Annotated in this window: 17 protein-coding genes; 10 read left to right on the forward strand and 7 right to left on the reverse strand. The window is 74.5% G+C overall.

Annotated elements, in window-relative coordinates; all coding sequences use genetic code 11:
- Positions 1 to 44: 44 nt before the first annotated feature.
- A complete protein-coding gene (locus tag ACIF6L_RS23420) occupies positions 45 to 1,028 on the forward strand; it encodes an NAD-dependent epimerase/dehydratase family protein (protein ID WP_396486693.1) in 984 nt (327 codons plus the stop codon).
- A gap of 31 nt (positions 1,029 to 1,059) precedes the next feature.
- On the opposite strand, the gene ACIF6L_RS23425 is transcribed toward ACIF6L_RS23420, so the two are convergent.
- Both ACIF6L_RS23425 and ACIF6L_RS23430 read right to left on the reverse strand, forming a co-directional pair.
- Positions 1,060 to 3,150, reverse strand: a complete 2,091-nt coding sequence (locus ACIF6L_RS23425; RefSeq protein ID WP_396486753.1) for an AAA family ATPase — start codon at positions 3,148 to 3,150, stop codon at positions 1,060 to 1,062.
- 429 nt (positions 3,151 to 3,579) lie between these two features.
- Complete coding sequence (locus ACIF6L_RS23430) at positions 3,580 to 4,137, reverse strand: uridine kinase (protein WP_396486752.1); 558 nt, start codon at positions 4,135 to 4,137, stop codon at positions 3,580 to 3,582.
- 359 nt (positions 4,138 to 4,496) lie between these two features.
- Here ACIF6L_RS23430 and ACIF6L_RS23435 point away from each other — a divergent pair, with 359 nt between their 5' ends.
- Positions 4,497 to 5,660 (forward strand): acyl-CoA dehydrogenase family protein, encoded by a 1,164-nt coding sequence (locus tag ACIF6L_RS23435; protein WP_396486692.1) that lies wholly within the window; start codon positions 4,497 to 4,499, stop codon positions 5,658 to 5,660.
- Between the two features lie 127 nt (positions 5,661 to 5,787).
- On the opposite strand, the gene ACIF6L_RS23440 is transcribed toward ACIF6L_RS23435, so the two are convergent.
- A complete protein-coding gene (locus tag ACIF6L_RS23440; RefSeq protein WP_359808075.1) occupies positions 5,788 to 6,240 on the reverse strand; it encodes a hypothetical protein in 453 nt (150 codons plus the stop codon).
- 229 nt (positions 6,241 to 6,469) lie between these two features.
- Here ACIF6L_RS23440 and ACIF6L_RS23445 point away from each other — a divergent pair, with 229 nt between their 5' ends.
- The 5 genes from ACIF6L_RS23445 to fxsA all read left to right on the forward strand — a co-directional run bounded on the left by ACIF6L_RS23445 (position 6,470) and on the right by fxsA (position 11,634).
- A complete protein-coding gene (locus ACIF6L_RS23445) occupies positions 6,470 to 6,910 on the forward strand; it encodes an Lrp/AsnC family transcriptional regulator (RefSeq protein WP_329486516.1) in 441 nt (146 codons plus the stop codon).
- 31 nt (positions 6,911 to 6,941) lie between these two features.
- Entirely contained in the window at positions 6,942 to 8,606 is a 1,665-nt protein-coding gene (locus ACIF6L_RS23450; RefSeq protein WP_396486691.1) for an amidohydrolase, read from the forward strand.
- 43 nt (positions 8,607 to 8,649) lie between these two features.
- A complete protein-coding gene (locus ACIF6L_RS23455) occupies positions 8,650 to 9,105 on the forward strand; it encodes an N-acetyltransferase (RefSeq protein ID WP_396486690.1) in 456 nt (151 codons plus the stop codon).
- 170 nt (positions 9,106 to 9,275) lie between these two features.
- Complete coding sequence (lnt, locus tag ACIF6L_RS23460) at positions 9,276 to 10,919, forward strand: apolipoprotein N-acyltransferase (RefSeq protein ID WP_396486689.1); 1,644 nt, start codon at positions 9,276 to 9,278, stop codon at positions 10,917 to 10,919.
- Positions 10,920 to 11,064: 145 nt separating this feature from the next.
- Positions 11,065 to 11,634 carry an FxsA family membrane protein gene (gene fxsA, locus ACIF6L_RS23465; RefSeq protein ID WP_359833845.1) on the forward strand — a complete coding sequence of 190 codons (570 nt, stop codon included), beginning with the start codon at positions 11,065 to 11,067 and terminating at the stop codon, positions 11,632 to 11,634.
- Positions 11,635 to 11,764: 130 nt separating this feature from the next.
- Here fxsA and ACIF6L_RS23470 read toward each other — a convergent pair whose 3' ends face one another.
- From ACIF6L_RS23470 to ACIF6L_RS23480, 3 genes are all read right to left on the reverse strand, one after another.
- Positions 11,765 to 12,139, reverse strand: coding sequence for an RNA polymerase-binding protein RbpA (locus ACIF6L_RS23470; protein ID WP_030396357.1), 375 nt, complete (start codon positions 12,137 to 12,139; stop codon positions 11,765 to 11,767).
- A gap of 280 nt (positions 12,140 to 12,419) precedes the next feature.
- Positions 12,420 to 14,042, reverse strand: a complete 1,623-nt coding sequence (locus ACIF6L_RS23475) for a hypothetical protein (protein WP_359809678.1) — start codon at positions 14,040 to 14,042, stop codon at positions 12,420 to 12,422.
- A 115-nt stretch (positions 14,043 to 14,157) separates the two neighbouring features.
- Positions 14,158 to 14,352 (reverse strand): hypothetical protein, encoded by a 195-nt coding sequence (locus ACIF6L_RS23480; protein ID WP_327674940.1) that lies wholly within the window; start codon positions 14,350 to 14,352, stop codon positions 14,158 to 14,160.
- A gap of 429 nt (positions 14,353 to 14,781) precedes the next feature.
- Between ACIF6L_RS23480 and ACIF6L_RS23485 the strand changes: the two genes are divergently transcribed.
- Genes ACIF6L_RS23485 through ACIF6L_RS23495 form a run of 3 tightly spaced genes read left to right on the forward strand, consistent with a single transcriptional unit; the run spans position 14,782 to position 16,903 of the window.
- The gene (locus ACIF6L_RS23485) at positions 14,782 to 15,198 is read left to right on the forward strand and encodes an ankyrin repeat domain-containing protein (protein ID WP_329486509.1); all 417 of its coding nucleotides are present in this window, start codon (positions 14,782 to 14,784) and stop codon (positions 15,196 to 15,198) included.
- Between the two features lie 24 nt (positions 15,199 to 15,222).
- Entirely contained in the window at positions 15,223 to 15,762 is a 540-nt protein-coding gene (locus ACIF6L_RS23490) for a GNAT family N-acetyltransferase (RefSeq protein WP_329486508.1), read from the forward strand.
- A gap of 58 nt (positions 15,763 to 15,820) precedes the next feature.
- Entirely contained in the window at positions 15,821 to 16,903 is a 1,083-nt protein-coding gene (locus tag ACIF6L_RS23495) for a serine hydrolase domain-containing protein (protein WP_396486688.1), read from the forward strand.
- Positions 16,904 to 17,019: 116 nt separating this feature from the next.
- Here the strand turns inward: ACIF6L_RS23495 and ACIF6L_RS23500 are convergent, their stop codons facing one another.
- On the reverse strand, positions 17,020 to 21,912 hold the full coding sequence (locus ACIF6L_RS23500; protein ID WP_396486687.1) for a LamG-like jellyroll fold domain-containing protein: 4,893 nt from the start codon (positions 21,910 to 21,912) through the stop codon (positions 17,020 to 17,022).
- Positions 21,913 to 22,067 lie beyond the last annotated feature (155 nt).

Raw genomic sequence — 22,067 nt, forward strand, 5'->3', positions numbered from 1 at the left:
TGCGGCCGTTCCCAGAACGCCGTCCGCTCGGCAGGGTGGTCGGTATGAGACTGCTGCTGCTGGGTGGGACGGAGTTCGTCGGTCGGGCCGTGACCGAGGAGGCGCTGGAGCGCGGGTGGGAGGTGACGGTCTTCCACCGGGGGACGCACGCGCCGCCGGCCGGTGTGCGGGCGCTGCACGGCGACCGGCGGGCCGAGGACGGCCTGGCCGCGCTGGCCGAGGGGGAGTGGGACGCGGTGGTGGACACCTGGTCCGGCGCGCCCTCGGCGGTGCGCGACAGCGCCCGCCTGCTGGCCGGCCGGGTCGGCCGCTACGCCTACGTGTCGAGCCGGTCGGTGTACGCGCACCCGACCCCGGCCGGGGCGGACGAGAGCGCCGCGCTGGTCGAGGGCTCGCCGGACGCCGGCGAGGTCGCCTACCCGCAGGCCAAGCGCGGCGGCGAGCTGGCGCTGCTGGACGCGTTCGGCGACCGGGCGCTGATGGTCCGGGCCGGTCTGATCATCGGTCCGTACGAGAACATCGGCCGGCTGCCCTGGTGGCTGGGCCGGATCGCCCGCGGCGGCCCGGTGCTCGCCCCCGGCCCGCGCGACCTGCCGGTGCAGTACATCGACGCCCGGGACATCGCGGTCTGGACCCTGGACGCCCTGGTGGCCGGCCGCGGCGGGGCGTACGACCTGGTCAGCCCGCAGGGGCACGCCACCATGGGCGAGCTGCTGGAGGCCTGCGTCCGGGCCACCGGCTCGGACGCGGAGCTGCGCTGGACGGAGCCCGACCGGATCCTGGCGGCCGGCATCGAACCGTGGAGCGACCTGCCGGTCTGGGTCCCGCCGGGCGAGCTGCACGACACCGTGCACGGCTCCGACGTGGCCAAGGCGGTCGCCGCCGGGCTGCGCTGCCGCCCGGTCGCGGAGACGGTTGCCGACACCTGGGCCTGGCTGCGGTCCATCGGCGGCACCGCCCCGCAGCGCCCGGACCGGCCGGTGGTCGGCCTGGACGCGGAGCGGGAGGCGAAGGTGCTCGGGAGCTGAGCGGCGGAGCCGGCGGGCCCGCTCCGCCGGCTCAGCCCCGGCCGTCGATCAGCTCGCCGTAGGCCTGCACGAGGTCCGGCAGCCGCAGGGTCGCCAGGTCCTCGCGCCCGGGCGGCTCGCGCAGCATCGAGAGCCGCAGGTCCCGGTAGGCGCAGGACTTCTCGTACAGGGTGCGGATGAACCGTCCGTTGCCCAGGTCGTCGATCCAGCCCTCGCGGACCACGTGGATGCAGATGCTGGCCAGTTCCTCGGCGGCGTCCTCGTCCCAGCCGTCGCCGTCCCGGTCGGCCAGCGCGGCGCCGATCGCGGTGAGTTCGCCGGGGCGGTAGCTGGGGAAGTCGACCCGGGTGGTGAAGCGGGAGTTGAGGCCGGGGTTGGTGGCGAGCAGCCGGTTCATGCCCTCCGGGTAGCCGGCCAGGATCACCACCAGCCGGTCGCGGTTGTCCTCGGCCCGCTTCAGCAGCACCTGCAGCGCCTCGTCTCCGTAGGCGTCGCCCTTGCTGTAGCCGGAGTTGGAGAGGCTGTAGGCCTCGTCGATGAAGAGCACGCCGTCCAGCGCGGAGTCGATCAGCTCATTCGCCTTGACGGCCGTCTGGCCGAGGAACTCGCCCACCAGGTCGGCCCGCTGGGCCTCCACCAGGTGGTCCCCCGAGAGCAGCCCGAGGGCGTGGAAGACCCGCCCGAGGATGCGCGCCACGGTGGTCTTGCCGGTACCGGAGGGGCCGGAGAAGACGAAGTGGCGCTTGGGCGGCTGCACCGGCAGGCCCTGCGCCGCCCGCAGCCGGGACATCCGCAACTGCGCGGAGAGCGCCCGGACCTGGCGCTTGACCGGCTCCAGGCCGACCATCCGGGAGAGTTCGGCCAGCGCCGCGTCCAGCTCCCGCTCGTCGCCGTCGCGTCCGGCGGCCGGGTAGCCGCCCGCGGGTCTGGGCGGCGCCTCGCCGCGGACCGGCACGGCGGGCCCGGAGCCGGCGGGGGGCAGCGGCGCGCCGGAGCGTTCACCGGCGGGCAGCGCCGGTCCGGCCTCCCGGTCGGTGGCCGTGCCCGCCCCCGGCGGCTCCTGCGCGCCCGGCCCACCGGTCCCGGCCGGGAAGGCCCCGGCGGGGTATGCCTCGCTCTGGCCGGGCTCGGTCCGGTACGGCTCGCCGGAGCAGGGCGCGGCCTGGTAGGGCTCACCGGGGTAGGTCTCGCCGGAGAGGGCCTCACCGGGGTAGGCCTCGCCCGGGTACCCGGTGGCTTCGAGGCCCGGGGCCTCGCACCCCGAGGCCTCCAGCGCCGCGTCGTCCAGCCCGGCCTCCTCGGCGCCCACCGTGTCCAGGCCCAGCGACAGCGCGTCGAACGCCTCGTCGCCGCCCGAGGGCTTCCCGCCCTCACGGCCGAGGCCGCCCACCGCGTCCAACAGCGCGTCGACCACGCCGTCCTCGGCGGAGATCGCGGCGAGCCGGGTCGCGGTGTCCATGAAGGCCGGATCGGCCCGGTGCACCGCCCGGTAGAGCGGCAGCGCGGCGGCGCTGCGCCCGGCGCCCTCGTAGGCCCGGGCGAGCCAGTACCGCAGCTCCTTGCGCTGCGGCTGCTCGGAGCGGCAGCGGGCCAGCGAGGCGGCGAGCGGGGCCTGCGCCTGGGCGCACATGTCCAGCCGGACCCGTGCCATGCCCGCGAAGAGCCCGGCCTCGATGCCCAGCAGCTGGTCGTCCAGCAGCCGGTCGGTGTCCCGGATCAGCTGTTCCCAGTCCTTGAGGAGGTAGGACCGGCACGCGTGCAGGAAGCGCGCGGACGGGTCCTCCTCCGGGGCCGGGCACTGCTCCAACGCCCTGTCCAGTTCGGCGAGATGGCGGCCGTCCAGCCAGTGCGAGGCGTGCGCGAGCGCCAGGTCGCGGCTGTCCTCCAGGACGGGCTGCACCCACCAGCCCAGCCAGTACCAGGAACCGAGCGGGCGCCGGTGGAGCCGGCGCTGCTCGCCGAACCGGGTCCGGTGGCGGTACATCGCGAGCAGCGCCCCGGAGGTGTCGCTGCGCAGGGCGTGCAGGCCGAGCCAGGCGTCGGCCATCCCCGGATCGAGCCGCACGGCTGCGCGGAACTCCTCCTCCGCGCGGGCGTACGCGCCCGCCGTGTAGGCGTCCATGGCACGCAGCCAGGCGCGGTCGGCGAGCCGGTTCGGAGCCGGGCCGCCCGTGTTGTTGCCGTCGGAACTGTCCACCGTCGTCACTCACGCCCCCCGCGGTGTGCCTGGGGCTCGGTCGGCCATTCGAGGTGCGGAGAAGCCGGCCGGTCGTCGATAGCCCCCGGGGCGCATATGCGCCTCCAGGAATCGTACCGGCGCGGCGCTGATCCGGAAGAGTGCCGTGCGGAGTCAAATACGATCGCGCGCGCGGGGATTGGGCGCCGGTGCGATCCGGCCGTGCCTCGGCCCCGGTCGGGCGGGGTGCGGGCGGCGGGAGGGGGGACGGCACCCCCGGCTCACGGGGGAACAAGCCGGGGATGCCGAGTCCGATGTTGCGCGATCAACAACCTCGGCAACTGAGGAGAACCTAAGTCCTGGTGACACCGCAGGTCAAGGGCTTGTTGAAGGTTCACCGACGGTGCCCGGTGCGATCCGCCCGGTCACTCCGTCGACGATGGTGGCCGCGTACGGGCGGCTGGGGTCGGCGGCGAAGTGCGCCGACTCCGCCCGCGCCCAGCCCGCCCAGAACTCCGCCAGGGCCGGACCGTCCCGCTCCTCCCCGCGCCGCCGGGCGTCCTCGGCGGCCAGCTCCATCCAGATCAGCCGCGCCAGCCGTGGCCGCACCGCCCGCCGGCCGGCGCCGACGCCCTCGATCAGCACCACCGGGGCGAGCGGCACCGCCGCGGTGCCGGCGAAGCGCCCCAGCGTCCAGTCATACACCCCGTACGCCGCGTCCCGGCCGGCGGCCAGCGGGTCGAGCACCTGGGTGCGCAACCGCTCCGTCCAGCCGAAGGGCTCGGCATGGGTGGCCAGGTCGTCCAGGTGGACCACCGGCGCACCCCCGAGCGCCGCGGCCAGCCGGCCGGTGAAGGTGGTCTTGCCGGAGCCGGCGTGCCCGTCCACCGCGACCAGCCGGACCGGGCCGCAGGAGGGCGCCAGCGCGCGCAGCCCGGCGGCGAGGCCGGCGAGGTCGGGAAGGTCGGGGAGCCCCTCGGACGCGGCGGGCGATCCGGGTCCGCCGGGCGCGTCCGGCGCCCTGCCGGCCGCGGGGGCGGCCGGGCCGCCGGGAGGGGTGCTGGACGTTTCGGAAGAGGCCACATCGGCAACCCTACGGGGGCCCGTACGCCAGGACGGACAGTGATTCCGTGCAGGTCGTGACGGCAGCGCCGGGATCGGGCATACTCACTTCGCCACGCATGTGAACGGCCGTTCACCGTAACCCGGTGCCGGTCGGCCCGACGTGCCACACCCGCGTCGGGCCCGCCACACCAGGGCCCGGTGCCCGAACGAGGAGGCGACCAGCCGCCATGACCCCGTCCCCAGCGAACGCCGTGGAACGCCAGCTGCCGACCGACGAGGCCCGCGAACTGCTGAGCCTCACCCGGGAGCTGGTCCAGCGCGAGATCCAGCCGCGCGCGGCGGAGGACGAGGCCGCCGGCCGCTTCCCGCGCGAGGTGTTCCGCACCCTCGGCGAGGCCGGTCTGCTCTCCCTCCCCTACGAGGAGAAGTACGGCGGCGGCGACCAGCCCTACGAGGTCTACCTCCAGGTCCTGGAGGAGCTCGCGGGCGGCTGGCTGGCGGTCGGCCTCGGGGTCAGCGTGCACACCCTCTCCTGTCACGCCCTGGCCGGTTTCGGCAGCGACGAGCAGCGCGCCGCCTGGCTGCCCGGCATGCTCTCCGGTGAGCAGCTCGGCGCCTACTGCCTCTCCGAGCCGCAGTCCGGCTCGGACGCCGCCGCGCTGCGCACCCGAGCCGACCTGGACGGCGAGGAGTACGTGGTCAGCGGCACCAAGGCGTGGATCACCCACGGCGGGGAGGCCGACTTCTACAGCGCCCTGGTGCGCACCGGCGAGCCGGGCGCGCGCGGCATCAGCTGCCTGCTGGTGCCCGCCGGGGTGGCCGGTCTGTCGGCCGCGCCGCCGGAGCACAAGATGGGCATGCGGTCCTCGCCGACCGCGCAGCTGCACTTCGACGGCGCCCGGGTCGAGCGCGGCCGGCTGATCGGCGGCGAGGGCCAGGGCTTCCAGATCGCGCTCGCCGCCCTGGACTCCGGCCGACTCGGCATCGCCGCCTGCGCGATCGGCGTCGCCCAGGCCGCGCTCGACCTCGCGGTCGAGTACGCCGGTGCCCGCCGCCAGTTCGGCCGGCCGATCGCCGAGTTCCAGGGCCTGTCCTTCATGCTCGCGGACATGGCCACCCAGATCGAGGCCGGGCGCTCGCTCTACCTGGCCGCCGCCCGGCTGCGCGACGCCGGCCGGCCGTTCTCCAAGCAGGCGGCGATGGCCAAGCTGTTCTGCACCGACGCGGCGATGCGGGTCACCACCGACGCCGTCCAGGTCCTCGGCGGCTACGGCTACACCCAGGACTTCCCGGCCGAGCGCTACATGCGCGAGGCCAAGGTGCTGCAGATCGTCGAGGGCACCAACCAGATCCAGCGCCTGGTGATCGGCCGCCACCTCACCTCCGGCTGACGGCCCCCGAAACGGCCTCCGGGCGTCACTCCAGGGTGCGGAGTGGCGCCCGGAGGCGTCTCCCGCCCCGGTGGTCGGGGCCGGCCGTCGGCTGACGGCCGGTCAACCCCCGGGACGGGAGCGGCCGTCAGTGCCGGACGAGCCGGCTGCGCTGCTGCGGGATGGCCGGCGCGGGCGCCGTCCGTACCGGGCGGTGCGCCACGGCGTGGGAGAACGGCTGGGTGCGCCAGTCGAGTTCGGACGGGAGGGCGAGCAGCGCCTCCAGGCCGGCGGTCTCGGCGTCCTCCGCCGACTCCACCTCCGCCAGGTCGTCCGTCGGCGCTCCCGAGCCCGGGCAGAGCGCGGGCGAGAAGGGGTGCCAGGCGGTCGGCAGCACGGCGTGCTGCGGCAGCCGTTCCTCGTCGCCCACCAGGGCGATCGGACGGCGGCACTCCGGGCAGTGCACCCGGACGATGTCCCAGGTCTCGCCCTCGCCCGGATCCACCCCCGCCGACGGCTCGTGGGGGACCGCGAGATCCTCGCGGCCGGTCATATCGTGGGTGTCGTCGGCGCTCAGCGAGTGCCGGTCAGTTGCACGCATGGTGATCCCCCTCGGATCGGGCCCGGCGTGGTCGCCCGGGGCCACAACCAGCACTTCCCGCCGACGCGGACTCATAATCCTGCAGGCCGGTGCACTGTGATGCACCGGGTGTGTCCTTCGCCACATTCGCCCGGCATGTGCCCGCCCGGCACCCGGCGCGGCCGCGAGTGACACCGTGCGCGCCCGCTGTGGCGCCGCGCGCGCCCCCGACCGGGTAGGTTTGCGCCTTGTGGAGGATCTCGACCAACGCATCGTTCAGCTGCTCCTGGAGGACGGCCGGATGAGCTACACGGACCTGGGCAAGGCCACCGGCCTGTCCACCTCGGCGGTGCACCAGCGGGTGCGCCGTCTGGAGCAGCGCGGTGTGATCCGCGGCTACACCGCCATCGTCGACCCCGACGCGGTCGAGCTGGCGCTGACCGCCTTCATCTCGGTCAAGCCCTTCGACCCCAGCGCCCCGGACGACACCCCGGAGAGGCTCGCCGGGCTGCCCGAGATCGAGGCCTGCCACAGCGTCGCCGGGGACGAGAACTACATCCTCAAGGTCCGCGTCGGCGCCCCCGGCGACCTGGAGGACCTGCTGGCCCGGATCCGCAGCGCGGCCGGCGTCTCCACCCGCACCACCGTCGTGCTCTCGACGCCCTACGAGGCGAGGCCCCCGAAGCTCTGACCGCACCTGCGGGAGGTGCAGACTTGGCGTCATGACCGAACGCACCCTCCCTCCCGGCCCGCCCTCGGGCCAGAGGGGCCCACGAACCGTCCTGCTGCGCGGCGGCGCCGTCTACAGCCCCGCCGACCCCTTCGCCACCGCGATGCTCGTCGAGGGCGAGCACGTCGCCTGGGTCGGCAGCGACGGCGCGGCCGAGGCGTACGCCGACGCCGCGGACGAGATCGTCGAGCTCGACGGCGCCCTGGTCACCCCCGCCTTCGTCGACGCCCACGTGCACGCCACCGCCACCGGTCTGGCGCTCACCGGTCTTGACCTCACCGGACTGCCCTCGCTCGCCGCCGCGCTGGAGGCCCTCGCCGCCTTCGCGGCCGACCGCCCCGAGCCGGGCGGCGTGCTCATCGGGCACGGCTGGGACGAGACCGGCTGGCCCGAGGGCCGACCGCCGACGCTCGCCGAGCTGGACGCGGCCGCCGGCGGCGCCGCGCTCTACCTCTCCCGCACCGACGTGCACTCCGCGCTGGCCACCACCGCGCTGCGCGCGCTCACCGCCGGCCTCGCCGACCGGCCCGGCTTCTCCGCCGACGGCCCGCTCACCCGCGACGCCCACCACGCCGTGCGCCGGACCGCGCTCGCGCACCTCACCCCCGAGCAGCGCCGGCGTGCCCAGCGCGCGACGCTGGCCCGGGCCGCCGAGCTCGGCATCGGCGCGCTGCACGAGTGCGCCGGCCCGGAGATCTCCTCGGAGCAGGACCTCGCCGCGCTGCTGGACCTCGCCGCCGACGGCGAGGGGCCCGAGGTGTTCGGCTACTGGGGCGAGCTGGGCGGCGTCGAGACGGCCCGCCGGCTCGGCGCGGTGGGCGCCGGCGGCGACCTCTTCGTCGACGGCGCGATCGGCTCGCACACCGCCTGCCTGCATAGCCCCTACGCCGACGCCGACCACACCGGCACCTCCTACCTGAGCGCCGAGCAGGTCGCCGACCACGTCGCCGCCTGCACCGAGGCCGGGCTGCAGGCCGGCTTCCACGCCATCGGCGACGCCGCCGTGGGCGCCGTCCTCGCGGGCGTCCGGGCGGCCGGCGAGCGGGTCGGCGCCGACCGCGTCAGGGCGCTGCGCCACCGCGTGGAGCACGCGGAGGCACTGGACGGGGCGTCCGTCGCGGCCTTCGCCGAACTCGGCCTCACCGCCTCCGTGCAGCCCGCCTTCGACGCCGCCTGGGGCGGCCCGGACGGCATGTACGTCCAGCGGCTCGGCGCCGAGCGCGCCGCCGCGCTCAACCCGTTCGCCGCGCTGCTGCGGGCCGGCGTCCCGCTGGCCTTCGGCTCGGACGCCCCGGTCACCCCGCTCGATCCCTGGGGCACCGTCCGCGCGGCGGCCTTCCACCGGACCCTCGACCACCGGATCTCGGCCCGCGCCGCCTTCACCGCCCACACCCGGGGCGGCTGGCGGGCGATCGGCCGCGACCAGGACGGCGTGCTCGTCCCCGGCGCGATCGCCAGCTACGCGGTCTGGGCCGCCGACGAGCTCGTGGTCCAGGCCCCCGACTCCCGGGTGGCCGGCTGGTCCACCGACCCGCGCTCCGGCACCCCCGGGCTGCCCGACCTCACCCCGGGCCGTCCGCTGCCGGTCTGCCTGCGCACCGTGGTCCGGGGCCGGACCGTCCACCGGGCGGTGGCGGAGCGGGCGGCCGCGCGGTAGGTCCGGGTGACCGGGGCGGCCCGCGCTGCGTAGGTTGACCGGCATGAGCGATCATCCGCTGGTACCCGCCGGCTTCGTCGTCCCCCGCACCCTCGCCGCCGAGGGGTTCCGCCTGGAGCCCCTCGGCGAGCAGCACAACGACTCCGACCTCGCGGCCTGGACGTCGAGCATCGACCACATCCACGCCACCCCGGGCTGGACCGGCAGCTGGCCGCCCGCCGAGGGCATGACGCCGGAGCGCAACCTGGCCGACCTGCGCCGGCACGCCGCCGACTTCGAGCACCGCCGCGGCTTCACCTACACCGTGCTGGCGAACCCCGGCGGCGACGTCGTCGGCTGCGTGTACATCTACCCGGACCACGAGGACCCGGCCATCACGACGGTCAGCTCCTGGGTCCGCGCCGACCGCGCCGAGCTGGACGCCCCGTTGTACCGCGCGGTGGCCGCTTGGCTCGCCGCCGACTGGCCGCTGCGCACGGTCCGCTACAGCCCGCGCTGACACCGCCCCACCAGGGCCGGGAACCCGCTGCTCGGCGGGCCACCCGGCCTCACGCGCGGGGCCGGTTCCGGGGTACCGTCTTTCGCACAGCGTCCGAACTCAACGGGCGGTGAAGAACGCGCCAACGGACAGCCAAGCGCGGACAGCCCGACCAGGAAGATGGTGCGCCGGTGGCACTCCACGTCACACAGGAGCGGTCGGACGCCCTCCCCGAGGCGTCCGCGACGTCCGACGCCCCCGCCCCCGGCCGGGCCGCCCGCGCAGTCGCCAAGGTGCGCGCCGGACTGCCCCGCACCGGCCTGGCCGTCCTCGCCGGGCTGCTCCTCGCGCTGGCCTTCCCGCCGTTCGACCTCTGGCCGCTCTCGCTGGTGGGCGTCGCCGCGCTCTCGCTGCTCACCCTCGGCCGCACCGTCCGGCAGGCCGCCTGGACGGGCTTCGCCTTCGGGCTGCCGTTCTTCCTGCTGCTGCTCAGCTGGCTGCGGGTGGTCGGCTGGGACGCCACCGTCGGCCTCTCGGTGATCGAGGCGCTCTTCCTGGCGGCCCTCGGCTCCGGTCTGGCGCTCACCTCCCAGGTGCCCGGCTGGCCGCTCTGGGCGGCCTGCCTCTGGATCACCCAGGAGTGGGCCCGTGACCGGCTGCCGCTCGGCGGCTTCCCCTGGGGCCGCCTCGCGTTCGCCAACACCGCCACCCCGTTCACCCCGCTCGCCGCGATCGGCGGCGCCCCGCTGGTGACCTTCGCCGTCGCGCTGGCCGGTGCCCTGCTGGCCTGGGCGGCGCTGCGGCTGCGCGGGCCCCGCCAGGCGCCCCGGGCCGCCGCGCTGGCCGCGCTGGGCGCCGTCGCGGCCCTGCTGGCCGGTTATCTGGTCCCGGTGCCCACCGCGGCCGCCGACACCGTCAAGGTCGCCCTGATCCAGGGCAACGTGCCCAACCCGGGGATGGACTTCCTCGGCCGGCCGATGATGGTGCTGAACAACCACGCCGCCGCCACCGAGAAGCTCGCCGCCGACATCGAGGCCGGCCGGGTGGAGAAGCCGGACGTGGTGATCTGGCCGGAGAACTCCTCCGACCTCGACCCGTTCAGCGACCCGCTGGCCTACCGGCGCATCGACGACGCCGTGAAGGCGGTCGGCGTACCTACCCTGGTCGGCACCCTGGTGGACGGGCCGGACGAGCGGCACGTCCAGAACGAGGGCATCGTCTGGGACCCGAAGACCGGCCCGGGCGCCTCCTACACCAAGCAGCACCCCGTCCCGTTCGGCGAGTACGTGCCGTTCCGCGACCAGCTGATGAAGGTGGTCACCCGGCTGCAGCGGGTCGCCCGCGACTTCTACCCCGGCGACCACAACGGCGTCATGCAGCTGGGCCCGGCGAAGATCGGCGACGTCATCTGCTTCGAGGTGGCGTACGACGAGATCGTCCGCGACACCGTGGACAAGGGCGCCCGGGTGCTGGTCGTCCAGACCAACAACGCGACCTACGCGAAGACCGGCCAGCCCGAGCAGCAGCTCGCGATGTCCCGGCTGCGCGCCGTCGAGCACGGCCGGGCCGTGCTGATCGCCGCCACCAGCGGGATCAGCGCCGTGATCGCCCCCGACGGCTCGGTGCAGCAGCGCACCGAGGAGCTGACCGCCGCCGAGCTGTCCGCCGTCGTCCCGCTGCGCGACGGCACCACGGTGGCGGACCGGGTGGGCGTCGCGCCCGAGTGGACGCTGGCCGTCGCGGGCCTGCTGGCCTGCGGGGCGGCCCTGCTGATCGGCCGCCGCCGGGTGACCCGCCCGGCCGCCTCCGAGCCCTCCGGCCCGACGGCCTCCTGACCCCGGCGCGGCCGGTCGGCGGGCCCGGCGGCCCGGGCTGCGGTGGAACACCGGCCGGCGGCCGGTCGTTGGACCAGGTGGTGCCGTAGCCGGCCCGGATCTCCCGTGCGGCGCGCAGAGCACCGCTATGGAGTGGATTCGTACCGTGACCCAGCAAGCTACCCCTGCCCCTCAGGCCCGGCGCGGAAAGCTCCGCCGGGTGCTGCCGTTGGTGGTCACCGCCTGGCTGGTGCTGGAGATCTGGCTGCTGGTCCAGGTGGGCTCGTGGCTGGGCGGCGTCACCGTCGTGCTGCTGCTGATCGCCGGGGCCCTGATCGGCGGCTCGCTGATCAAGCGCGCGGGGCTGAAGGCGCTGTCCGCGGCGATCGACCAGAGCCGGGACCCGAAGTCGCAGCAGCCGCAGACCGGCACCAGCCTCACCGTGCTGGCCGGCCTGCTGCTGATGCTGCCGGGCTTCCTCTCCGACGCGCTGGCGCTGACCCTGCTCCTCCCGCCGACCCGGGCGCTCTGGCGGGCCGCCGGGCGCCGCTTCGCGGACAAGGCGCTGCGCAGCACCGCCGGCCTCGGGGCCGATCCGCTCGCGGACGCGGTGCGGCTGCAGGAGCAGCTGCGGATCCACCGCCCGGACGGCAAGGTGATTCAGGGCGAGGTGGTCGAGCCGGGCGCCGGCCCGCGGGGCCCGGACACCACCTACCGTCCGCCGCTGAAGGGCTGACCGGCGACGGCGGCCCGCCCCGGGGCATCAGCGCCCCGGGGCGGGCCGCCGTCGAAGGACCCGGACATGCGAAAGGGACCCTGGGGGCCAGGGTCCCTTTTCGCGTGCTCCCGCCGGGGCGGGAAACGGGTCAGGCGCTCTTGCGGGTGTCCCGCGGGTGTACCGCGAGGTTCATCCCTCCGGAGCGGAGTACGGCCAGCCGCTCGGCCAGCACCTCCTCCAGCTCCTCGCGCGTGCGGCGCTCCATCAGCATGTCCCAATGGGTACGCGTGGGCTTGGTCTTCTTCTCCTCAGGCTCGTCACCGTCGAGGAGTACTGCCTCCTGGCCGCAGAAGCGGCATTCCCAGGCCGAGGGGATCTCCGCCTCGACCGAGAAAGGAACCTCGAATCGGTGTCCGTTCTGACATGCGTACTCGACGGTCTGGCGGGGAGCCAGATCGATACCACGGTCGGTCTCGTAGCTAGTGGCCCCGAGTCGCGTGCCGCGGAGAGCTCGCTCGCTCATGAATCGTGCCTCCCGGGCTTATGGCCCACAGGACTAGTGGTCGCTGTTCTTCGTCGTTCGGTCAACGCTCGGCTTCCGACGAAGATTCCCGTCCCGGGACATGCGTCGTCTGTCGTGCCGCCCCTGTTTGTACCCACCGGCGCCCGATTTGTCACATCTGGCCGTGGATATCACCCCAGGTGTCACCTATTTCACATCTGGTGATCGGTCGGCCTTTCCACCACGAGCGTACCGGGACGGGATCCGCCGCCCTACGCCGCCCCGCCCCGGCGGGCCCCTTTCAGGCCAGTGGACGGAACCGCAGGGGCGCGTGCTCCTTGCCCAGGTCGACCGCCTGCGGCTGCTGGACCGGCTCGGCCACCGGTACCGGCGGCGGGCCGGCCGGGCGCGGCGGGACGTCGACCGGAGCGGCCGCCTCGGTCCGGGTGTCGCGGTGCGGGAGCAGGGCGATCACCGCCTCGCGCAGCTGGGCCGGGGCCTCCTCGTCCAGCGGGTCGACGGTGGCCGGCACCTGGAGGCGGACCGGTGTGCCGGTGCCGATCCGGGCGTAGCCGCGGCCGGCCGGGGCGTGCGCGGCGGGCACGATGTCCAGCGGCGCGCCGAGCGTGCCGTAGGACTCCTCGGGGCCGGTCGGGCCGAGCAGGACGCGGGCCCGGGTGGTGGCCCGCACGGTCGGGGTGATCCGGTCCCGGGCCTCGATGTCGTCGGCGAACACGACGGTGACCCGGGCGGCCCGGCCGTGCCGCAGCGGGAGCTCCAGCAGGTCCTGCGGGTCCGGCCGGCCCTCGGCGTGGGCCAGCTCGCTCAGCTCGGTCGGGTGGTCGAGCAGCAGCCAGAGCGGCCGGGTGACGTCCTCGGGCGCGGCCGCCCCCGCGTGCCGGGCGGCGTTCAGCGCGGTCAGCCGGCGCTCGGTCTCCTGGGCGACCCACTCCAGCGCGGCCAGCGCGCCGTGCAGGCTGGTCTCCACGGTGTGCACGCCGGGCCGGCTGACCAGGCAGGCGTGCTCGCCGGTGCCGGCGCCGTCGATCACCACCAGGTCTCCGTGGGGCAGCGCCTGGAGCGCGATCGACCGGATCAGGCTGGAGGTGCCGTAGCGGGTCACGCCGAGCGCCAGCAGGTGCGGCTCGCCCGAGCGGGGGCCGGTGCGCCAGACCACCGGCGGCTGCTGGGTGACGGCGCCGCCCTGGCCCACCGGGATGGTCCGGGCGCTGCCGGCCTCGTCGGTGAAGCCCAGCACGATCTCGCCGGGGGTGGTCACGAAGCGCTGGGCCGCGATGTCCGTGGGCAGCGGGGCCAGGGCGGCGATCCGCAGCCGGTTGGACTCCTCGTCCCAGTCGAAGCGGTACTCCCGGGCACGGCCGGCCTTGCCCTGCACGACCTGCTCGATCCGGGCCCGGGCGGCGGGCTCGGTGTCGGTGAAGTAGGCCGGGTAGACCAGCTCCAGCCGGGAGAGCCGCCCCTCGGCGTCGAACTCCCAGGAGCCGAAGACGTCCTTGTAGCCGCCCTCGTGGTGGTAGAGCGGGCTGAGGTCGTCCGGTGAGGCCAGGTACGGGGTCAGCGCGGCGTACAGGGCGGTGAGCTTGACGTCGACGACGTCCGGCTCGGGCGGGCCCGCCGGGGCCTTGGGGGAGCGGCCGTTCCAGGCGGCGCTGGCCATCAGGGCCACCAGGGCGAACAGCAGCCCGTGCGGCAGCAGGTAGATGCCGAGCAGCATGGCGGCGACCAGGAAGACCGTCGGTCCGCGCCGGTCCTTCGGGGTCGCCTGCCAGCGGCTCTTGGCCCAGGCGACGTGGTGGCGCATCCCGCGCCCGATGACGGTCAGCGGCGCGAACATGTCGGAGGCGTGGTCGCCGGCCGTGCGGGCGAGGTCGCGGCCCTTGCTGAAGTGGCGGTTGAGCGGCATTCCTTGGCTCCCCGGGCGAGTGGGACGGTCGGGTTCAGGGGGTCGGCGTCGGGTGTACGACGGGGCCCGGGGGCGGTGGGATCCGCGCCCGGGCCCGTACGGGGGAGTGGCCGCGCTAGAACTTGAGGCCGCCGAGCAGGCTGGCCAGGCTGGCGCCGCCCGCGGTGATGCTCGGAGCGATCGAGGAACCGGCGATGTAGAAGCCGAGCAGGGCGCAGACGATCGCGTGGGAGACCTTTAGTCCGTCCCTGCGGAAGAAGAGAAAGGCGATGGTGCCGAACAGGACGATGCCGGAAATCGAGAGGATCACGCTCTGCTCCTCGGGGAGGGGGACAGGGACAGTGTCACGGAATGTGCCTTAATCGTGACAAAAAGTAATAGATGATGGAACGGTGCAAATGGGTGGTCTTCTCGGCCAATACCCGGATGGGCGCCGGGGGGAGGTATGCGAACCGCCCGGAACGGGGCCCGGCGGCCCCGTGTACCGGCGCGGCGAGGCATTCCCGGCGGGTGGCCGGGAAGGCACCGGGGGGACCGGGAAGTTCGCTCGAACGGCGGCGAAACCTTCCCGCCCGTGTGTCGTGTGGGGGAATGCCGCGGTCCGGCCGGCGTCCGAAGTCCGGACGCGCGCTGGATCGTCCGCGCACCGGGCCGCTACGGTGCGGTACGCGCGACCGACAGACCGAGAAGCTCCCGGGCGAGGCCCGGGGTGCCCGAGAACGCCCAGGAGAGGCCCGCCATGACCGACGCCGCCAGCCAGCAGCCCGCCGACGCCCCGGACTCCGAGGTGATCGAGCTGGCCGGGAAGCTCTTCGACGCGGCCCGGGCCGGTGACACCGACACCCTCGCCGCCTACGTCGACGCCGGCGCGCCCGCCAACCTGACCAACGACCGCGGCGACACCCTGCTGATGCTCGCCGCGTACCACGGGCACGCCGCCACCGTCACCGCCCTGGTGGCGCGCGGCGCCGACCCGAACCGGGCCAACGACCGCGGCCAGACCCCGCTGGCCGGCGCCGTCTTCAAGGGCGCCGAGGACGTGCTGACCGCCCTGCTGGCGGGCGGCGCCGACCCGACGGCCGGTACGCCGTCCGCCGTCGACACCGCCCGGATGTTCGGCAAGGAGGAGCTGGTCGCCCGGTTCGAGGGCCGCTGACCCGAGGTCGTAGTCTTTTCAACCATGGAGAGCATCACGGGGACCGCCGAGCTGCGGGACGGCAAGGGCGACATCATCGAGATCCGCGTCACCGGCTACGGCCACCCGGACGCCCAGCGCCTCTCGGCGGAGGTGCAGGAGGAGTACGTCCGCCGCTACGGCGAGGGCGACCTCACCGAGCTGCACCCCGACGACTTCGAGGCGCCGGCCGGTCTGTTCCTGATCGCCTACCTCGACGGCCGGCCGGTGGCCTGCGGCGGCTGGCGCGCCAAGCAGGCCGGCCCGCACGGCCTGCGCGACGGCGACGCCGAGCTGAAGCGGATGTTCGTCGTCCCCCGGGCCCGCGGGCGGGGCCTCGCGCGGACGGTGCTGCGCCGCCTGGAGCAGACCGCCGCCGAGGCCGGCCGGACCAGGTTCGTGCTGGAGACCGGCACCGAGCAGCCCGAGGCGGTCGCGCTCTACGGATCCGAGGGCTACGACCCGATCCAGAAGTTCGGCATCTACCGCGACCACCCGCAGAGCATCTGCCTCGGCAAGGAGTTCGGCGGCGTGCCCGCCGTCTGACCGCCCGCCCGCTGGGTAGGCTCCGGGCGGACCGGTGGCCGAGCGGGCGGGGGCAGGCGTGGACGAGCAGCCGGTACGGGCCGCGGCCCCCGACCCGCCGGCCGTGCTCGGCGCCCCCGGTGGGGAGTTGGAGCGATTGGTGGAGGCGGGGCTACGCCGGGTCGGCACGGGCGGCGTCTGGGCCGTCGGCGACGCCGCCGGCGGGCGGGGCCGGGGCTCCGTCGGGGTGCTCGGCCAAGGCCCGTACGAGGGGCTGGAGATGGGGCCCGACACGCTCTTCGACCTCGCCAGCCTCACGAAGATCGTCGCCCTCTGGCCGTGCGCGGGCGCGCTCCGGCAGGCCGGCCGGCTCCCGCTCGACCGCCCGCTCGGCGACTACTGGCCGCCGGCCGCGGGGCAGCCGACGGGTCTGGTGACGGTCCGTCAACTCCTCGCCCACACGGCGGGACTGCCGCCGCGCACGGAGTTCGAGCAGCGCTACGGCCGGGACCGGGCGGCGATCCGGGCCGGCGTCGTCGCCGCCCCGCTGCACCGCCCGCCGGGGACCGCCGTCGAGTACACCGACCGTGCCGCCGTGCTGCTGGGCCACCTGGTCGAGGACCTGGCCGGCGCCCCGCTCGACGCGCTCGCCGAACGGCAGGTCTGGCGCCCGCTCGGCATGACCGACACCCGCTTCGGCCCGCTCGGCCCGGCGTCGGCCGCCCGCACCGCACCCACCGAGTACGACCGGGCCGTCGGCGCCCCGCTGCGCGGGGTGGTGCACGACCCGTCGGCTCGGCTGCTCGGCGGCGTCTGCGGCAACGCGGGCGCCTTCTCCACCGCCCGCGACCTCGAACGCTTCCTCACCGCCCTGCTCGACCCGCCGGCCGCGCTGCCCTGGGCCGGGCCCTGGACCGCCGAGTCGCTGCGCGAACAGACCGGCGGACTCGCCCCCGCGCGCGGCCTGTCCTGGCTCTGCGCCCCCGGCACCGACCCCGCCGACGGCACCTTCGTCCACTACGGCTTCACCGGCACCGGGATCTGGGTCTCCCGCCGGCTCGGCCGCTGGGCGCTGCTGCTCACCAACAAGGTGCACTACAGCCGCGAGACCCAGCCCCTCACCGACCTGCGCAACGCCTTCCGCCGGGCGGTCTTCGGCTAGCCGTCCGCAGGGCGCCACACAGCACGACGTCGGCCTCCGGGACCGTTGGCGGGTCCCGGAGGCCGACGTCATGGACCGGCCCGGCGGGTCGGACGAGCTGGGTCGGACGAGCCGGGTCAGACGAGCTGGGTCAGCACGGGCTGCTCCGAGTCGAGCGAGGCGACGGCGGCCGGGGAGAGCGCGCTGGTCCAGGTCTGGACGTCGCTGATCCGGCCGGGGAAGCTGTTCCCGTTCTTGGCCGAGCCGATGGTCAGAGGGCCGGTGGAGGCCCACGGAGTGGAGTTGACGGCGGTGGCCGCGAGCTTGCCGTTGACGTACAGGCTCATGGTCTGGCCGGGCGCGTCGTAGGTGGCGACCAGGTGGGTCCAGGTGTTGAGGGCCGGCGGCGTGCTCGCGAACGCGGCCGGGTAGGAGGCCGGTCCGGTCGAGTCGCCGGACGGCGAGACGAACGTCCAGGCGTTGAAGGCCTTCGAGTACTGCAGGTAGAAGGCGCTCACGCTGGTGCCCGACTGGGCCGCCACGGTCGCGTAGTCGTTCGTCCCGGTCAGGTAGGCCCAGGCCGAGACGGAGTAGCTCCTGGCGGTGTCGACGACCGGGCCGCCGGTGGTGGCCAGCGCGTCGGTGGCGCCGGACAGGCCGAGGACGGTGCCGCGGGTGGTGTCGTTGACGAACGAGGCCGAGCCCGAGACGGTGAGGCTGTTGGCCGGCCGGATCTCGTCGGCGGAGTTCGTGAGCCTCCACCGGTCGGTGGGCCGGTGGACGTCGCCGAGCAGCACCGGGGCGTCGAACTGGGCGGTGTCGGTGGCCAGCGCCGCGGCGGCGGTGGCAGGCAGCGCGGACGGGACGATCACGACGTCGCCGACCGCGCCGGTCGCGTACTGGGCGTACCCGCCGGCCAGGACCCGCCGGCCGATCTGGACCGGCCCGGTGGCGTTCCACTCGGTGCCGGCGTAGGCCGCGGCACCGGCCGCGGCGCCGTTGACGAAGAGCTGGAGCTGCTTGGCACCGGCGTCGTAGACCCCGGTCAGGTGGGTCCAGGTGTTGAGCCTGGGGCTGAGGCCGCCGGTGGTCGGGCCGTAGACGGCGTTGAAGGTGTCGACGGCCGAGTCGTCGACGTTGCGGCCGAACGCGAAGGCGTGCGCCCAGGCGGAGTAGTACAGCTGGAGGCCGACGTTGTTGGTGCCGCCCTGGCTGACGAACACGGAGGTGTTGGCCAGGTCGCCGGGCTTGACCCAGGCGGAGACGGTGTAGCTCTTGCGCGTGTCGACGGAGCCGGTGGCACTGACCGCGTAGCCGGTGCCGCCGGGCAGGTTCAGGACCGTGCCCCGGGTGGCGTCGGGGCCGATCGCCGCTCCGCCGGCCACGGTCAGGTCGTTGGCCCGCCGGCTGTCGCTGGTGTCGGCCAGCCTCCAGCGGTCGGCCGCCTGGGCGGCCGGCGTCCGGGCGCCCGGGAGCCGGGTGACGGTGCCGGTGGCGGACGTCCCGTACAGGTCGGGGTTGCCGTCGCCGTCGACGTCACCGGGGGAGGCCACGGTCGGGGCCAGCCGGTCGCCGAGGCCGGTCGGGAGGACCGGCTGGGCCGGCGGCAGGGCCTTGCCCGTGGTGGTCGCGGCCCAGACCTGCTCGGCGTGGTCGGTCAGGCAGTCCCAGAGGATCAGCTGGGTCTTGGGCGTGTTGGACGCCGCGGGGTCGGCCAGGCACCGGCCGGACTGCGGGTTGAGCAGCGAGCCGGCGAACGGACCGGGGACCCACTTCTGGGCGCCGGTGCCGTTGCAGTCCCAGAGCTGGACCGGGCTGCCGTTGTCGAGGCCGCCGCGGCTCACGTCGAGGCACTTGCCCAGCAGGTGGACGCTGCTGTCGGTGCCGAGGGCGGCGCTCTGCGCGTCGGTGGTGTTGCAGCTGTACATCTGCGCCGGTGTGCCGTTGGCGGTGTTCGAGCCGTTGATGTCCAGGCACATGTTCTTTCCGGCGGTGTCGAGCACGCCGGAGGTCAGCGGGGCCCTGGTCGGAGCGGTGATCCGGGTGGTCGGGACGCCGTTGCCGTCGAAGGTCAGCGGGAAGCTGCTGACGGCGCCGGTGGCGTTCTCGCGGGCCCACAGGGTGGGGACGCCGTTCACCGTGCCCGGTGCGAGCAGGGTGGTGCGGGACCAGTCACCGGTGCCGATCTTCACGCCCGCGGCGAGGTTGCAGCCCGCCTGGTAGGTGCCCGGGAAGTACCAGAGCTCCGCGTTGTCGACCGTCACCAGGTCCGGTACGTCGGCCATCTGGGCGAGCTTGCCGGGTGCCAGGATCTGGGTGACCTTGTTCCAGGTGCCGTCCGAGCCCTTGGCGGGGCAGCCCGCGGAGTTGTTGAGGGGGACGACGTTCTGGGTCAGCGTGAAGTGGCCCGTGGTGCCGCCCGCCGTGTTGGCGTCGTTCTGGTACAGGTACAGCTTGTGGGTCGTCTTCTGATAGGCGAACAGGTCGTCGGCCATGGCCGCGGTGAGGGTGCCGCGGTGGGTGACCAGGTAGTTGTTCCAGCCGGTGCCGTCCGGGCTGGTCGCCGGGGTGGAGATGGTTTCGAGGTCCTCGGTGGAGCCGCCGCCCGGGACGCGCACCAGGTCGCCGGCGGTCGTGGTGGCGGCGAGGTCCGGGACCCCGTCGCCGTTCAGGTCGCCCGGGGCCACCTTGGCGCTGGGGTCGAACGGGGCGAAGAAGCTGTACTGGGCGACGGTGCCCTGGGTGTTGCCGGCCTTGTCGACGGCCCGCACGAACAGCGTGTGGGTGCCCCACTGGGCGCTGCTCACACTGATCGGGACGTCCGCGGTCGCGGTGCCGCCGGCCGCCTGGACGGCGGGGACGGACGGGCCGCCGCCGGGGATGTTGGCGTCCAGTGAGTACTCGAACCGGTCGATCCCGCTGCTGACGCAGCTGCCGCGGGTGCAGCCGCCCGGCACCGGGTCGTTGGCGGTGACCCGCACCTTGGCCCCGGTGGCGCCGGCGTGGCCGGTGGGCGTCCTGTCGCTGCCGAGCGGCGGGAAGGCCGCGTTGTCGGCGACCGTCGGGATGCTCGGCGGGGTCAGGTCGACGTTGAAGTAGCAGTACGGGGAGCTGGGGCCGGTCAGGGTGCCGTCGCTGGCGATCATGTTCCAGCCGTACTGGTGGCCGTCCTCGACGGTGAAGCCGACGTTGTCGTAGACGGTGCCCCAGTTGCTCACCGACGCGCTCCACGGCCAGGACTTGCTGGCCGGGTTGCCACCGCCGTCGTTGGACATGTTGTCCCAGACGTGCGCCATGGCCTGGAGGTTGACACCGCTCATCTTGGTGGAGAGCCGGGCGTTCAGGGTGATGTTGGAGGCGCTGCCGGTGGTGCCGGAGTTGCCGATCCAGCCGATGTTCACGCCGTCGCAGCCGTTGCCGTCCGGGCTGTGCGGCTGCGGACTGACGCTGATCATGTCGGGGGCGTTGGGCGCGATGTCGAACACCGTGACCACGTACGGATTGGTGTTGAACCGCATGAAGTCGTTGTTGCCCGACGACTTGGTCTCGTTGCCGAAGATGCCGACGGTCCAGTTGGAGTTGTGGCCGACGAGCTTCTGCATCTGGCCGGTGACGTTGAACACGGCCTCGTGGTTGCCGCAGTGGTTCGAGATGTTGGAGCTCTTCGGGTACTGCGCGCCGCCGAGCCACCCGTCGCCGGTCACCCAGGGCTGCTTGGACCACTTGGTGTCGGTCGCGAGCTCGCTGACGGTGGCCAGGGACACCGGCGCGGTGTGGTTGCAGTCGAAGGACGCACCGTAGGTCTCGGTGATGTGGAACTCCGACCGGGAGACCACCATGTCACCGGTCAGGTTGCTGGTGTCGATCTGGTAGAAGGACCGGTACAGGCCCTGGCAGTCGTTCCAGTGCTGGTAGCCGGCTCCCTGGCCGTTGTCCTGCGGCTCGTCGTAGGCGACGATGCCGGGGCAGCCCTCCCGGACCGTGGCGTAGTGGCTGGTGCCGTTGGTCACCGGGCTGACCGAGGGGTCGATGTACAGCGGCCACACGGTGTCCGGGCCGGTCAGCAACCCGGCGTCGGGTACCAGGGTCAGTGCGCCGGGCTCGGCCGTCACGGCGATCCGCTTGAGCTGCGCGCCGGTGCCGGGCTCGCGTTCGGTGGAGCGGGTGGGGGCGGGCGCGGCGGGCGGCGCCTCGTCGACGCGGGCTGACCTGAGCTCGCCCTTGCGCGCCGCCGGCGCGGGTGCCTGGGCGGGCCGCGCCGCGACCGTACCGGCGGTGGTCGAGGAGTCCCACATGACCGGGGTCGGCGCGGTGAACGCCGTCGTCCCGTCGGTGGTCCGCGCGGTGACGGAGCCGTTCTCGTCGGCGGCCACGGTCAGCCCGTCGCTGGGGGCGACCGCGAGCTTCAGGGACTTCAGCGCCGGGTCGGCGGCGGCCGTGGCGTCGTGGACGACCAGGACCTCGCGCAGGCCGCCCTGGTCGTTGGCGATGACCCGCAGGTCGACGCCGGGCAGGACGTTGCCGTAGGTCGCGCTGTCCCCCGTGACGGCCGGAGCGGGCAGGGCGACCGGGAAGGTGACGGAGAGCCGGCGGCCCTTGGCGTCGGTGAGCGTGGCCAGCGGGCCGGAGCCGCCGCCGGAGAGGGCCAGCCCGGCCGGGGTGGCCTTCGGCGAGAAGGTGCCGTCGCCGTTCCTCCCCAGGGTCGCGTCCACGGCCGACCAGGAGCCGTCGCGCTTCACCCGGACCGGCTGGACGTGGTCGGTCAGCGTGAAGGTGCCGTCCGCGTTGGCCACCGTCTGGGTCGTCTCGGAGGTCAACTCCTCGACCGCGACCGGCTTCCGCTCCTTCTTCGCGCGTTCGGAGGCCGCCCTCATCGGTGAGTCGGAGACGGCGGGCCGGTCCGCGGGCCGGTCGTCGGCCAGGGCCGGGCCGGCGGTGCCGAGTATCAGGCCGGCGAGCGCCGCCGTCAGCGCGAGCCGACGTCCTGGCGATCGCGTCCCACCGCGTGGGACGCGGGTGTTTTCCCCCACGAAAGATCCTTCGAATGTGTCTGGTGCCCGCGACCGTTTCGCGGGGGGATTCACAACCCCCCTGGCGGGCAGTGGATTTGGCCACATCGCAGGCATCGGACACCTGACCCGTCGAAACCCCTGGGTCGGGTGTGATTGTTGTGAGCGATGTGACT

Origin of the sequence: Kitasatospora sp. NPDC086009 (assembly GCF_044540385.1) — a bacterium.
GTDB lineage: Bacteria > Actinomycetota > Actinomycetes > Streptomycetales > Streptomycetaceae > Kitasatospora.